Source organism: uncultured Roseobacter sp. (assembly GCF_947495025.1).
Classification (GTDB): domain Bacteria; phylum Pseudomonadota; class Alphaproteobacteria; order Rhodobacterales; family Rhodobacteraceae; genus Roseobacter.
The window spans coordinates 155,724-169,062 of record NZ_CANLXG010000004.1; the positions used below are offsets into that span (position 1 = coordinate 155,724).

Below are 13,339 nucleotides of genomic sequence, written 5' to 3' on the forward strand. Positions count from 1 at the left end.
TCAGAAATCGCGCCACAGCCCGATTTTGAGCGTCCTGTCGCTGCCCCCCGCGACCTGAAACTCTGCGCCGATCTGGATCGTATAGGGTCCGCCACGCGGCTGAATGAGCAAAGATGGTGCGATATCCGAAAAGACCTGCCCGTTTTCCAGCGTGTTGAACATCTGAATCATAGCCTTGACCGAAGGTGTGAAACCCATACCGAAGGTGCCGTCGAGCTTGATCCGGTTTTCCGCGGGCGCCTGCGGCAGGTTGATACTTGCATCCACCGCGGCCCAGCCCCAGTTGTCGCGCCACTGCACCCCACGGCCCCAGCTGAGCCCAGCCTCAACCGCTGCCGAGAAAACGCCGTTTGTATATCGCCCGCCCAGTCCGACGTGCCCTGCAAAACGGTGGGTCTGATCTGTGGGACCGATGGGAAAACGGACAAAAATCACGCCCGAACCGTTTTGCTGGCCGGTACGGTCCAGCCCAAAGCTGATATCTGCGCCCAGTGTGCGCTCGGGCGTCAGCCCGTATTCCAGATAAAGACTGCCCGAGAAATCGCGGTCCTGGGTGGTTGAGGCGGAAACTGAGGCAAAGCCCTTTCCCTCTTCGCGCAGCCACGCGCCGGCCAGGGCCGTTTGCCCGCCCGCGAGGCAGAAGATCAGGGCCAGAACGGCAATGCGCATCGTAATCCTTTCCGCCCGCCAACATGGTTAACGAGCGTTAAGAAATGGTTACCGGGATGTTTTGAATTTTATGGAACGTGCTGGTGAAAAACGCGGGTCCGCGCCCTATCTCAAAGGGGTGAAACCAGGAGGAGAAACAGCCATGCATTGCCCCGTCGACGGAGAAACCCTTGTGATCGCCGAACGCAGCGGCGTCGAGATCGATTACTGTCCGCGCTGCCGGGGTGTCTGGCTGGACCGTGGCGAGCTGGACAAGATTATCGACCGCAGCGACGCGCAGACGGGTCATGCGGCACCGCCACGCCCGGCACCCGGCAAGTATCAGGGCGGCTACAAGCAAGGCGGTTACAAAAAGAAAAAGCGCGGTCTGGGGCTGCTGGAAGAGATCTTCGACTTCTGATCGCTCAGACACCGGCCTCGGGCCGGCAGGCGCGGAAGGCCGCGACCGGTTCTGCAGCACCTGCGAGCGGAAAGGCGACCTCGGCCGCACCCAGGATGGCCGTGGCCGTGTCGTTGTACTGCAACCCGTTCAGGACATTTCCGAAGCCGCGGTCGCTGACGGTGACGCTGCGCCCGTCGCGGGATGGCATGTGCCGGTCGGTGGCAATGCTGATCGGCAGATCGCCGTCGAACCGCATGGCGAACACAGGTGCGCTGTCAAAGGGCCGGTCCTGGCGGATGGTCACGGTATAAAGCGGCTGGGTCGGGTCAAAGGTCAGCTCGATCTCCGCCTGCGGCGTGCTGTGGGTCAGGATGCAGGGCAGACCGGGCGTGAACTCCCAGGCGGCGGCGGGAGAGGTGAGCAGGGTGAGGGCGATGAGTGTGCGCATGGGGTGGAGGTAGCCGGCGTGTACTGGAAATCCACCAGAGGCTTTGCTCTGCAAAGCCCGCGCCCGACCCTCCCCCAGGGAGGGCGCTTCGCGCCACCCTAGGGTCGAGCGCTAGTCCACTGCCCAGCTCCGAGCGCAATTGGAGTACAATCTACGGAGACATTGTCCGCTACGTTGATGGATTTCACCATTAGAAGCGCCGCTGCAGATCTGCGGCCTTTGAATGAAACTGTCATTGACGAAGTTCCGAACATATCGCGAGTTTCTATAATGTACTCAAACTTGACTTTCCTCTTTTTGACGTAGGCAAGCCGAACGATATTGTCTTTTGTGATGGTTACGTCTCTGAAATAGTGACCACGGTTCAAGAAAATAAAAGTGCCCGGTCGCAAAAGATCACTTATCCAAGCCTTGGTGAAGCTGTAATCGTCAATGTGAATAGCCGAACAATCATGTGCAAGAATATCGACGATACCTGAGTATAACGTGTGGACACGATGGTCGTCACCAAAATCGAACCTGTCGTATATAGAAGCTCCTAAGTAAGACGATGGTTCAGCTTCAAATGGCCTAGAAACTATGATTCCGTTCTGATCGATGAGGTTCCGTGTAAGGCACTCAGCAAACATCCGTTTGTCAACTCTGGACAGAACGTCTTCACTGATCATTCCGGCGACGCGCCTATGGTTTATGTAACCCCATGATATTCCTGTAGCCATAAACTCGTCGGAAACGCTTCTCTGGTGAGATACGGTAGCAGTTGCTTCTCGTCTTAGTCGCACTTCGGTTTCCCAAGATTTTTTGTACTCCTGGATGCGAGCCGCCGTAAGTGTCAAAGACAGTTTACGTTTGGTATGTGCCTCTCCGTGATGCTCTTGACACAGGACCACCAAATTTGATGGATCGTTGTTTGCTCGATTTTCGTTGATATGATGTATTTGAACATTTGATTTTTGACAAATGGCGCAAGCATGAGCGCTTTCGTATAAGATGCGATGTTTGGTTTTTCTCGGAATCGCGGGTCTGTTTGTCAACCTAACGCCCCCGCTTCTTCCGCTTCACCCCACCGCGCATCCCGCCGCGGCCCATGGTGCTGCGGCCTGAGGCTTTCTGGGCGTCGTCCACGGCCTTTTCAACCGCGTACTGCCGTGCCATCGGGTCGTCAGCAATCGCCAGATCGACCGCTTCCAGTCGTTTGACTTCATCGCGCAGGCGAGCGGCTTCCTCGAACTCCAGGTTCTCGGCAGCCTTGCGCATGTCCGTGCGCAGCCCGTCGAGCACGGCCTGCAGGTTGCCGCCGGCGAGCGGATTGTCGACCGTGGCCGTCACGCGGTTCATGTCCACGTCGCCCTTGTAGAGACCGGCCAGAATATCCTCGACGTTCTTTTTCACGGTCTGCGGCGTGATCCCGTGTTCCTCATTATAGGCCAGTTGTTTGGCACGCCGCCGGTTGGTTTCACCCATCGCGCGCTCCATCGAGCCGGTGATGCGGTCCGCGTACATGATCACGCGACCATCGGCGTTCCGCGCGGCCCGGCCGACCGTCTGGATGAGCGAGGTTTCCGAGCGCAGAAAGCCTTCTTTGTCGGCGTCCAGAATGGCCACGAGCCCGCATTCAGGGATATCGAGACCCTCGCGCAGCAGGTTGATCCCGATCAGTACGTCAAAAGCGCCGAGCCGCAGATCGCGCAGGATTTCGATGCGTTCGATGGTGTCGATGTCCGAGTGCATATAGCGCACGCGGATGCCCTGTTCGTGCATGTATTCGGTCAGATCCTCGGCCATACGTTTGGTGAGGGTTGTGACGAGCGTACGGTAGCCGTCGGCGGCGACCTTGCGGACCTCATCCAGCAGATCGTCAACCTGCATTTCAACCGGCCGGATTTCGATCTCGGGGTCAATAAGTCCGGTGGGACGGATGATCTGTTCTGTGAAAACGCCGCCAGTCTGTTCGATCTCCCACGACGCAGGCGTGGCGGAAACAAAGACAGACTGCGGGCGCATGGCATCCCATTCCTCGAACTTGAGGGGGCGGTTGTCCATGCATGAGGGCAGGCGGAACCCGTGTTCGGCCAGCGTGAACTTGCGCCGGTAGTCGCCTTTGTACATGCCACCGATCTGCGGGACTGAGACGTGGGATTCGTCGGCGAAAACAATGGCATGGTCGGGAATGAATTCGAAGAGCGTGGGCGGCGGTTCTCCGGGCGCGCGCCCGGTCAGATAGCGTGAATAATTCTCGATCCCGTTACAGACGCCGGTGGCTTCGAGCATTTCCAGATCGAAGTTCGTGCGCTGCTCCAGACGCTGCGCTTCAAGCAGTTTACCCTCGCTCACCAGTTGGTCGAGGCGGATTTTCAGCTCTTTTTTGATGCCGATTATGGCCTGCTGCATGGTCGGTTTGGGCGTCACATAGTGGCTGTTGGCGTAGACGCGGATCTGGTCGAAAGTATCGGTTTTCTCGCCGGTCAGGGGGTCGAATTCCGTGATGGATTCCAGCTCTTCGCCAAAGAAGGAGAGTTTCCAGGCGCGGTCCTCAAGGTGGGCGGGAAAGATCTCGAGGCTGTCTCCCCGCACGCGGAAGGAGCCGCGCTGGAACGCCTGGTCGTTTCGACGGTATTGCTGCGCTACCAGATCGGCCATGACCTGGCGCTGGTCGTACATCTGGCCGGTTTTCAGGTCCTGGGTCATTGCGCCATAGGTCTCAACCGAGCCGATGCCGTAGATGCAGGAGACCGAGGCCACGATGATCACGTCATCACGCTCCAGGAGCGCACGGGTTGCCGAGTGCCGCATCCGGTCGATCTGTTCGTTGATCTGGCTTTCTTTCTCGATGTAGGTGTCCGACCGCGCCACATAGGCTTCGGGCTGGTAATAATCGTAGTAGCTGACAAAATACTCGACAGCGTTATCCGGAAAGAACCCTTTGAATTCGCCGTACAATTGCGCCGCCAGCGTTTTGTTGGGCGCGAGTATGATCGCCGGGCGCTGGGTTTCCTCGATAACCTTGGCCATGGTGAAGGTTTTGCCGGTGCCTGTGGCGCCCAGCAGGACCTGGTCCCGCTCGCCCGAAGTCACGCCCTCGGCCAGTTCAGCGATGGCGGTGGGCTGGTCGCCTGCAGGTTCGAAATCCGTCGCAAGCACGAATTTCCGGCCGCCCTCCAGTTTGGGTCGGGCGCGCACATCTGGCGCAGGATTGGAAAGAACGGCTTCTGAGCCATCGGTGTGGGCGTAAGACATTTGCAAATTCCCCGGGAGCTACTGCCAAGGTGTCATGAATTGTCAGGGGTTCAAGGGGGCAGGGGAGCATTACTGACAGGAATTGTCAGTAAGCGTCGCCACCCGCCCGGTTGTCTCTGGTTTGCGGGCTGACCACATCGAGCAGATCAAAAAGTTCTCTGACGTACTGCCCGGCGTCCAGCAGTTCTACGTCCGGTGAGACGGTATCGATGATCTGACGGATTTCGGTAACGTGGCTGTCGCCGACCTTGTAGATCAGATTACTGCGGGTTGCTGCGAGCCCGGAAGCGACACGGTACATATGGCTGGCCCGGACGAGGCTGTAGTCGCTGGACGGCATGATCGATACGCCCTGCACGGAACCCATCTGCTCTTCCATTCGGCCGATCACGTCTACAATGCTGCGCAGCGGTGTCCGGATAAGGTCAGGCGTCAGTGTTTTAGGCGCGTTCCCAGCGGCCTTCCACGCCGCACGAAAGGCAGACCGGGCCGCCATCAGTTCATCCAGTATTTCGAGCGTCAGATGAATTTCGGGCTGGCCTGCATCGCTCTGTGCGGCCCGGAGCAGTTTTCTGACATTTTTCGCCTCTCCTGTCAGCCGCGGGAACACTGCGTTGGCATTGGTTTTGTCCTGTGCACTGACCGTGTAGCTGCCATCATTGGCGTAGACCTTGTTTTCGAGGTCCTTGATGAATTCTGCGGCTGTCGTGGCGATGAACATCAGCCGCCAGCCAGCGTGATCCGGCGTCACCCTTGGGGCGTCTGCGTCCTGGACTCCATCGTGGACTGCAATGTCATCGGCCTCGTACCTGAGTTCTATGCCGCGGCCTGCGAAAACCTGTGTTTCTTTCGTTGGATCTACTGCACCGTGAGTCTCACCGACAATCGCAACTTTCTTGTCGCCGTCATTCAGTTTCTCGTCGAGGCGTTTAAGCTGCACGACCTGTGCGCCCCGCAGCGCCAAAGTTGCCAGACGCTGCACGGTGGGGCTTGTGTTGGCGCGGGCCTGCATCGTGGTTCCGGGACCGGGCCGGAAAGCCCCCCCGTGCGCCGGCCCGGTTCGTTGCTGGCGCGGGAAGCGCGCTGTTCGGTGCATCTCGGCTCTCCTGTTCATGTCACGCTACCAAAGGTTGCGGAATGCGCAAACAGGGTTTTCGATAACGGAGCGCGTCAGAGAAGTCCGAGTGACCGGAACGATGCCTCGCTGTTTTTGCCGATAATCACGTGGTCATGCACGCGCGCATCGATTGCCTCGCAGGCACGCACGATGGCGTCCGTCATTGTAACATCGGAGTCACTGGGTGAAGGGTCGCCGGAAGGATGGTTGTGGACAAGGATCAGCGCGGCTGCATTCAGTTCCAGCGCGCGTTTGACCACCTCACGCGGATAGACAGGTACGTGGTTGATTGTGCCGCGGGCCTGTTCTTCGTCGGCAATCACAACGTTTTTGTTGTCCAGAAAGAGGATGCGGAACTGCTCTGTGTCGCGATGCGCCATAGAGGTGCGGCAATAATCGATCAGGTCATCCCAGCACGACAGAACACAGCGTTGCAGTACACGCGCCTGAGCCATACGCTGGGCAAAGGCCTCAACAAGACGCAGCTGGAAGTAGACCTTGCGGGTTGTGCCCCTGACCTGCAGCAACCGGTGCTCAGAGGCGGCAACGACTCCGTTGAGGTCACCAAAGGTTTCCAGCAGCTTCTTGGCCAGCGGTTTAACGTCAATCCGCTCAATGGCGTTGCAAAGAAGCAGTTCCAGAAGCTCGTATTCGGGCATGGCCGCATGTCCACCGGAGAGAAAACGCGTTCTCAGCCGCTGCCTGTGGCCGACGTAGTGGGGTGAGGGGCCGCCGCCACGCGTGGCAAATTCGCCCGGTTGCAACGAACGCGTTTCAGCCCAGGCAGGGATACGGCGGTCAAGATCCTCCAGACCACGCATGGCTTCTTCGGAAAATCCGTGTTTCTGGCTGGTCACTGCGGTCTCCTTCCTGCCTGCAAGCACCCGGAGATATTGGTGATTCATGGTTAGCGAATGGTTAAAATTCATATCCGTCGCTCAGGTTTCGGGAAAACCCTGCGCAGTTGCACACCAGAGGACAAAATGCCGTCTTGCCTGGCAACGCGAAATCTCTGATAACCTGACCGGAGCCAACCCGGGAGCCAGCAGATGCGCGCACGAATCTATCAGCCTGCAAAAACAGCTATGTCCTCGGGCATGGCCAAAACCCATGCATGGGTTCTTGAGTATGCACCCGCATCCTCACGTGAGGTTGATCCTCTGATGGGCTGGACTTCTTCTGATGATACTCAAAGCCAGGTGCGGATGCGGTTCCGGACCAGAGAAGAGGCCGTTGAGTACGCCCGTGACAATGACATTCCGGCGGATGTCCTGGAGCCGAAAAAACGCCGTGCAAACATCCGGCCCGGCGGATATGGCGAAAATTTTGCAACCGGACGCCGTGGGGCATGGACCCACTGATACCGCCCGCCGTGGTCCGTGTTGATGCGCGGGACGCTGATGTCGCTGCTCTTCTGGAACGGCATTTCCAGCTGATGCGGTCCCAGTCACCTCCTGAAAGCTGTCATGTTCTGCCCGCTGATGCGCTTTGCTCGCCGGAAATGATCCTGTTTGCGATCCGCGACAACTCTGCAGCAGTGGCTGTCGGTGCGCTGCGGCGGTTTGGCGATGATGACGTCGAACTGAAGTCGATGCATACCGCGGCGGAACACCGCGGCAGGGGGCTGGCGCGCCAGTTGTTGCGGGGACTGATCGCGCATGCCCGGAGCGAAGGCATTCAGTTCGTGTGGCTTGAAACAGGAGCCGGTCCCGAGCATTCAGCCGCCCGATCGCTCTACACCTCCGAAGGGTTCAGCACCTGCAGTCCGTTTGGTGACTATACCGCGGACCCGCTGAGCATTTTTATGACCCGCCGGATCTGAGGCTTGCGCGCCGCCGCTGCCTGCGGCATGAACGGGATCAGCGGTCCCTTAGCTCAACTGGATAGAGCAGCTGACTTCTAATCAGCAGGTTGAGGGTTCGAGTCCTTCAGGGATCGCCATATTCACCGGTCTTCGCAGTGACGATAACCAGCGCGCGAGATTTCAGGCGCGGCGGTGCCATGAAGGCTGCTGGCCGGCCCGTACGCACCGGCTCAGTTACTCTGTGAGAGAAACTCACGCGCTGCGGCGGCGTCCCCGCCTTCAGGATCAAGAGACAGAACCCGCTGGAGCTCTTCACGACCCGCAGCGTTTTCTCCCTGCGCAATTAATGTTCTGCCCAGGCCCAGAGCAACGCCCGGGTCGTCAGGTTCGGAGTCTGCAAGCGAGAGATACAGTGCCCGGGCTTCTTCAAGATTTCCGGTCGCCAGCAGCGCGCGGCCAAGCGTCTTGCGCACTGCCACTACCTCGCCCGCGACGGCAGATGACGCGCGGGCCAGCACAAGAGCGCGCCCGGGGTCAGTTTCGAGCGTGAGCAGAGAGAGGTTATTATTCGCAACCCAGTTTCCGGGAGACAGAGCGAGCGCGCGTTCATAGGCCTCTGCGGCCATCTCATCGGAGTCGTCCGCCTCTGCCATTATACCCAGCCAGACAAAGTCTTCGGCTCCGGCGTCCGGAAGTGACGCACGCGCTTCGGCGCGCTGCCTGGCAGTCTCGGAAAGTCCCAGACGCGCGGCGGCCTGACTGGCACCTTTCAGCGCCTCCCCGGACTGCGGGTTGTTTTCCAGCACGGCGTCAAAGAGCTGTAAAGCGTCCTCATACTGCCCCTTTGCCCCGACCAGTCTGGCAAGGGCGACGTTGGAAGCCTCGTCATCAAACGCCGCTTTCGCCTTTCGCAGCACGTCGTCGGCACCTGCCACATCTCCCTGGCCCAGCAGAAAATCGGCGGTCGACAGATAGGGCGCAGATGTGGTTGCGCGACCGAGAAACGCTGCGAACCTTGACCGTGCGTTCTCAACCTGTCCCAGACCCCAGTCAGCCCGTGCGAGGATCGGATCCACGGCATCGCCTGCGGCGTCCTGCTGGTCCGCCCAGGGGGCAAGCAGATCGTGCACCTGATCGAATCTGCCAGTACTCAGATAGAGCCGTGCCAGCGCAACACGGGTGCCTATCTGCTCCTCAGAAGCCGATCTGACCGCATCTTCATAATGACCGATGGCAGCGTCGGCCTGCCCGTCACTCGCGGCGAGCTGCGCCAGCGCTACATGCACACGTACAGATGCAGGATCCAGCTTCAGGGCGGATTGCAACGTTTCCGCCGCTGCACCGGGCTGACCGGCGCGCGCCTGCGCATCGGCACGCAGAAAACGAAGGTTTACGTTACCACCGGCGGCCTTGTCGCCCATCTCAAAGGCCTCTGCTGCGGCTGCCGGATTCCCGTTGCGCAGGCGAATACGCCCCAGGGTCGACCACCCTTCAGCGACATCCGGTGCTGCTTCGGTAAAGCGGACAAAAAGGGACTCGGCTTCGTCCGTTTTGCCACGGTCGACGAGAAACTGCGCCAGCGAAAGACGTGGTGCATAGGCTTCTGGCGGGGTCGCGTCGACTGCGCCTTCAAGCAAAGCCTGAGCTTCTTCGGGGCGGCCGTCTGCGAATGCCAGCTGCGCCAGCCCCTCGCCGGCGCGCCAGTTACCGGAATCGCGGCGCTGTGCGGCCTCATATGCCGCGCGCGCCTCGACGGGACGCCCGGCTTCAAGCAGCAGGTCCCCCTTGATCACGAGCGGATCGGCATTCTGGTCGTAGAGCGAAGCTGCCTTGTCCAGCGCGGTCAGTGCGTCTTCCAGCCTGCCATCGGCGGCATCGGCAAGCCCCAGCAGATGCCAGCCTTCGGGAGCCTCGGGGCTGGACAGCGTGACCCGCAAAGCGGCGTCACGGGCTTCGGAAAACTGACCTTTTTCAAGCGCCGCACTGCCCCTGGCCAGCGAGTTCTCGTCAGCAGGGCTGAGGTTCGGGTTTGATTTGAGGTGAGGATAGGCCGGGCCGCGTTCAGTACCTGACAGAGCCGTATCGGACGAAGACCCGAAATCCGGAAGTTCGAGCGTCGACGCCGACACCGGTCCGGTTGCAATTGTGGCCGCTAAAATGGCCTGCAGGAAAAATCTGTTCAACAACATCGAACGCTCCCTCTTTACCTCAAAATCTAAATGATAAACCAAGCTCTGCTGTCGGTCTACCATGGCTCTGTCGGGGCAGTTTTTCGCCTGAAAAACAGACGCTTTAGCCTCAGAAAAATGGCGTGTTTAACTCAGAATATCCTCTTGCGGCAGCCGATTCGGCAGACAACCCCGACGGCTTTATTATTGAAAGCAAAAGAAAATTTGTCAAAATTAAGAAAAAATTAGGCAAATTCACAATCCCGTGCATAAAATAGGAACGGGTGAGTCCGCGGCGGAATTTAATTTTCATTTTCCGTCGCAGTGAGCCTTACGAGTTGTCGGGGTACACCGGAGTTTTTTGTCGTACGCGTTCCATGCGAGCGCCCTTTTATAAGTGGGGAAATATTATGATAAACCGCAATACAACCATGTGTGCAGGTGTCGGGCTGCTGCTCTCAGGGCTCAGCTCTGTCGCTTTCGCAGACAGCATCGCTCCGGACACATACAGCGCGACGCTGGAAGTTGGCGAATCAGTAACCATCAGGAAAACGGTGGTTATCGACGAAGCAAAGCCCACGGGCGCGCTGCTGGATGTTCACTTCCTTTTCGATACGTCCGGATCCATGGGTGGCGCTATCAATTCGGCAAAAGCCGCGGCTGCTGCAATTGCCGCCGATCTGGGATCGTTTGATTTTGCCGTTGGCGTTGGTGCCTTTGGTGAAAACGCAGGCCTGGTCGGAGATCCGTGCGTCTTCACAAGGTTTGGCAATGGCTGCAGTTCCCCGGGTGACCTGATCGCGGCGCCTGGCTCTGTCATAAACCAGGATATCACCGTCGGTGACATTTCGGGAATCGCGGACATTACGCTCAACGATCCTGATTTCGGAGGTGACGGCCCTGAGCGCGGCAATGATGCGGTGGCGCTTGCCGCCGGGGAACTGACCTGGCGTCCGGGATCCAAACGCGTGATTGTCGCACTGGGCGATTCCACGTGGAAAGAAGATATCACTGACGATGCCGCCGTGATTGCAGCGCTGGCCGCCGAAGATGTTGATCTGATCGGGATCAATTTTGGCGGAAGCGGTTTCCGGAACGATGTTGAAAGCGTCGGCGGTACGGTTTTTGATGGCGGTACAGACGCCGGAGACCTCGCAGATGCAATTTCTGCCGGTATCGGCAGCATTTTTGCATCGTATTCAACCGTTCAGGTGACAGATATGGGTGCCGGACTTCCCGGCATTGATGTCAGCGCCGTTTGCGTCGACGCAGCGGGCGGTGTCTGCTCAGGCGACACAGCGACCGGTTCGTACGAGCGTTCGGATACGGAAACCTTCCTTTATGACGTTACCTTCACTGCGCTTGAGGCAGGCTTCTACTCCTTTGACACAGTTGCCAAAGTTGATGGCGGCATCGTTGCACGCGAAGCAGACCGCTTCACAGTGACAGACGGCACGCCGGTAATCCCGGTACCTGCGTCCTTGCCGCTTCTGGCTGCTGGTCTGGGTGGTTTCGGCTTCCTGGCACGTCGCAAGCGTCGTAAAGACAGCTGAGACCTGTGATCTCTGAATAATGCAGCGCCGCCGGTTTTGCCGGCGGCGTTTTTCATTCAGGCGGGGATTTCGCAGATCCGGATTGCACGCTGTCGCCGGGAAAACTCCCCGATCAACACCTGTTCTCAGTCTGTCCTGAGCAACGCCGCAATGTCATGGTGTCCTGCGTCAGCGGCATAGTCCGCGATCCGGCGGCCTGCATCATCAGCAACACTAACCTCGGCCCCATGGGCAAGCAGCAGATGTACCACATCCTTTCTGCCGTTCAGCGCTGCGAAAAGCAGGGGTGTCGCCCAGTCCCGCCCGTGCTTTTTCTGCGGGCCGGTCCGTACAGTTCTGAAGCGTGCATTCGCAAGGTTTTTGTCATCTGACAACGCCGCCTCAACAAGGTCGGCGCGGCCCAGAGCAGCAGCGGCAAAAATATCCATTGGACAGCCCATAAGGATTTCCGTCGCCTCGGTCTGAAAATTGTGCATCGCGTGCACCAGGGGTGGCGTGTCATAGTCGGGATCGCGCAGCGTGGTGTCTGCGCCCGCGCGAATGAGGGCCAGCAAAACGTCAGTGTGCCCCTTATAGGCTGCTGCATGCAGTGGCGTACGGGTGCCACGTGGACTGAGCCCGAAGCCAAGCCCGATCATTGTCTGCACCGCGGCAAGGTTTCCGTTGCCTGCAGCCTCCCGCAGCAGTTCCTGATCCGTCTCGGGGTCTGCACCCATGGCGTCCGGTGCAAGTGCCCGCGCTTCGTCACTGTCGCCGCGCATACAGGCGGCCCGGAACGCGTCGGTACTGCCCAGCGGGTCGGCCCGCCCGCCTTTTGCTCGGATCAGTTCCGCAATCTCCGGCATACCCCGCAGGAGCGCCACCTGATAGGGCGTATAGCCCACGGTATAAGTCGGATAGTAATTGTTGTCTGGTGTGTCGATATCCACGCCATGTTCGATCAGCAGCCGGGCACGGTCAGCAAACCCCCAGCGCAGAGCAATGATCAGCTGAAAATGCATTGTGCGGTGATCGGCCGGATCGCGGTCGGGCGCAGTCAGCCACCAGTCTGTCGGATCGCTGTCCTTCAGCCCGTATTCCAGCATCAGTTCAAGGTGTGTGTTGTCGGGGCTGAAACAGCGGTTGTAAGCGCCCTGGCTGTCATTCGGGTTTGCGCCTGCCTCCAGCAGAGCGCGGGCAAAGGGGACCATGTCGGGGTGCGGCGGCTGGCGTACCACGCCACCTTCGCCGTCACCGAAAACGCCGGTCAGCGCAGCGAAACGATAGGTGCCGAACGACATGAAATGCGCGTTCGGGTCGGCACCGGCATCCAGCAGAGCTTTGCCCGCGGGAAAAGACGACGTGCCGGGCAGACGGGCGTAAGCCGCATACATCAGAGGCGTCCAGTGAAACGGGCCGCCCCTGTGGTCCACTGTCTCCGGTTTCTGCGCCAGCAGGTCCCGTACCGCCGCGGTATCGCCGGCAGCAGCGGCAGCATGCAGGCTGTAACGGGCGATTTCCGGATGGGTTCTGAGCAGCGCCTCTGCCTGTTCAAATTCCGCTGAACTGCGGTTTCCGGGATCCGGCGCGTAATGAATGCAGGCCAGATCGAGAAAACGGTTGGCACGCTGCTCTGTCGTCTCCTCGCTCCATGCGCCGGACTGGATGTGTCGTTTCAGACGTGTCCAGCTGGAGAACCCGTGGTCACGGGCGATAACCAGTTGCGCCTGCTGGAGCGATATCTGCGAGGGATCGCCAAAATAGGGTCCGATCTTCGCCAGTGCAGTCGGGTTGTTGGATTTTGCGGCTCTGAGAAGTCGTTTCGCCTGTTTTTTCAGATACTCAAGCGACGGGCGTGCCGGAAGGGTGGGCATAGTGGCCTCCTTTCTGTCGTCCGGTATCCGCGCCCCCGGACCTGAAAGAAGGTCAGTGATGGGTTCTGGTTCTGGTCGTCAGATGGGCCTGGCCCTCCCCGCGGATCG

The 13,339-nt window shown here is 59.2% G+C and carries 12 protein-coding genes and 1 tRNA gene; 5 read left to right on the forward strand and 8 right to left on the reverse strand.

All coding sequences use genetic code 11. The annotated features are described in order from the left end of the window. Positions 1-669, reverse strand: coding sequence for a hypothetical protein (locus Q0792_RS18210; RefSeq protein WP_298844195.1), 669 nt, complete (start codon positions 667-669; stop codon positions 1-3). A gap of 142 nt (positions 670-811) precedes the next feature. Here Q0792_RS18210 and Q0792_RS18215 point away from each other — a divergent pair, with 142 nt between their 5' ends. Then, a complete protein-coding gene (locus tag Q0792_RS18215; protein ID WP_298844396.1) occupies positions 812-1,069 on the forward strand; it encodes a zf-TFIIB domain-containing protein in 258 nt (85 codons plus the stop codon). Between the two features lie 4 nt (positions 1,070-1,073). Here Q0792_RS18215 and Q0792_RS18220 read toward each other — a convergent pair whose 3' ends face one another. The 5 genes from Q0792_RS18220 to radC all read right to left on the reverse strand — a co-directional run bounded on the left by Q0792_RS18220 (position 1,074) and on the right by radC (position 6,710). Continuing rightward, entirely contained in the window at positions 1,074-1,499 is a 426-nt protein-coding gene (locus Q0792_RS18220) for a hypothetical protein (RefSeq protein WP_298844198.1), read from the reverse strand. A 98-nt stretch (positions 1,500-1,597) separates the two neighbouring features. Next, positions 1,598-2,533 carry an HNH endonuclease signature motif containing protein gene (locus tag Q0792_RS20140; RefSeq protein ID WP_367276786.1) on the reverse strand — a complete coding sequence of 312 codons (936 nt, stop codon included), beginning with the start codon at positions 2,531-2,533 and terminating at the stop codon, positions 1,598-1,600. 1 nt (position 2,534) lies between these two features. Next, positions 2,535-4,736 (reverse strand): excinuclease ABC subunit UvrB, encoded by a 2,202-nt coding sequence (gene uvrB / locus Q0792_RS18225; RefSeq protein WP_298844201.1) that lies wholly within the window; start codon positions 4,734-4,736, stop codon positions 2,535-2,537. An 85-nt stretch (positions 4,737-4,821) separates the two neighbouring features. Then, positions 4,822-5,832 carry a hypothetical protein gene (locus Q0792_RS18230; RefSeq protein ID WP_298844203.1) on the reverse strand — a complete coding sequence of 337 codons (1,011 nt, stop codon included), beginning with the start codon at positions 5,830-5,832 and terminating at the stop codon, positions 4,822-4,824. Positions 5,833-5,906: 74 nt separating this feature from the next. Continuing rightward, positions 5,907-6,710: a DNA repair protein RadC gene (radC, locus tag Q0792_RS18235; RefSeq protein WP_298844206.1), complete on the reverse strand. Its 804-nt coding sequence runs from the start codon at positions 6,708-6,710 to the stop codon at positions 5,907-5,909. Positions 6,711-6,902: 192 nt separating this feature from the next. Between radC and Q0792_RS18240 the strand changes: the two genes are divergently transcribed. From Q0792_RS18240 to Q0792_RS18250, 3 genes are all read left to right on the forward strand, one after another. Then, complete coding sequence (locus tag Q0792_RS18240; RefSeq protein ID WP_298844209.1) at positions 6,903-7,214, forward strand: ETC complex I subunit; 312 nt, start codon at positions 6,903-6,905, stop codon at positions 7,212-7,214. After that, positions 7,202-7,675 carry a GNAT family N-acetyltransferase gene (locus Q0792_RS18245; RefSeq protein WP_298844213.1) on the forward strand — a complete coding sequence of 158 codons (474 nt, stop codon included), beginning with the start codon at positions 7,202-7,204 and terminating at the stop codon, positions 7,673-7,675. The genes Q0792_RS18240 and Q0792_RS18245 overlap by 13 nt, the downstream gene beginning before the upstream one ends. A gap of 42 nt (positions 7,676-7,717) precedes the next feature. Beyond that, positions 7,718-7,794 (forward strand) — tRNA-Arg (locus Q0792_RS18250). Between the two features lie 93 nt (positions 7,795-7,887). On the opposite strand, the gene Q0792_RS18255 is transcribed toward Q0792_RS18250, so the two are convergent. Then, positions 7,888-9,846 carry a tetratricopeptide repeat protein gene (locus tag Q0792_RS18255; protein WP_298844216.1) on the reverse strand — a complete coding sequence of 653 codons (1,959 nt, stop codon included), beginning with the start codon at positions 9,844-9,846 and terminating at the stop codon, positions 7,888-7,890. 389 nt (positions 9,847-10,235) lie between these two features. Here Q0792_RS18255 and Q0792_RS18260 point away from each other — a divergent pair, with 389 nt between their 5' ends. Next, on the forward strand, positions 10,236-11,378 hold the full coding sequence (locus tag Q0792_RS18260; RefSeq protein WP_298844219.1) for a VPLPA-CTERM sorting domain-containing protein: 1,143 nt from the start codon (positions 10,236-10,238) through the stop codon (positions 11,376-11,378). A gap of 125 nt (positions 11,379-11,503) precedes the next feature. Here Q0792_RS18260 and Q0792_RS18265 read toward each other — a convergent pair whose 3' ends face one another. Beyond that, positions 11,504-13,231, reverse strand: coding sequence for an ankyrin repeat domain-containing protein (locus Q0792_RS18265; RefSeq protein ID WP_298844221.1), 1,728 nt, complete (start codon positions 13,229-13,231; stop codon positions 11,504-11,506). Between the last annotated feature and the right edge of the window lie 108 nt (positions 13,232-13,339).

Coding starts and splice junctions, on each gene's coding strand:
- Q0792_RS18210 (WP_298844195.1), bottom strand. CDS start 669: ATGCGCATTGCCGTTCTGGCCCTGATCTTCTGCCTCGCGGGCGGGCAA.
- Q0792_RS18245 (WP_298844213.1), top strand. CDS start 7,202: ATGGACCCACTGATACCGCCCGCCGTGGTCCGTGTTGATGCGCGGGAC.
- Q0792_RS18265 (WP_298844221.1), bottom strand. CDS start 13,231: ATGCCCACCCTTCCGGCACGCCCGTCGCTTGAGTATCTGAAAAAACAG.
- uvrB (WP_298844201.1), bottom strand. CDS start 4,736: ATGTCTTACGCCCACACCGATGGCTCAGAAGCCGTTCTTTCCAATCCT.
- Q0792_RS18215 (WP_298844396.1), top strand. CDS start 812: ATGCATTGCCCCGTCGACGGAGAAACCCTTGTGATCGCCGAACGCAGC.
- Q0792_RS18260 (WP_298844219.1), top strand. CDS start 10,236: ATGATAAACCGCAATACAACCATGTGTGCAGGTGTCGGGCTGCTGCTC.
- Q0792_RS18230 (WP_298844203.1), bottom strand. CDS start 5,832: ATGCACCGAACAGCGCGCTTCCCGCGCCAGCAACGAACCGGGCCGGCG.
- Q0792_RS18255 (WP_298844216.1), bottom strand. CDS start 9,846: ATGTTGTTGAACAGATTTTTCCTGCAGGCCATTTTAGCGGCCACAATT.
- Q0792_RS18220 (WP_298844198.1), bottom strand. CDS start 1,499: ATGCGCACACTCATCGCCCTCACCCTGCTCACCTCTCCCGCCGCCGCC.
- Q0792_RS18240 (WP_298844209.1), top strand. CDS start 6,903: ATGCGCGCACGAATCTATCAGCCTGCAAAAACAGCTATGTCCTCGGGC.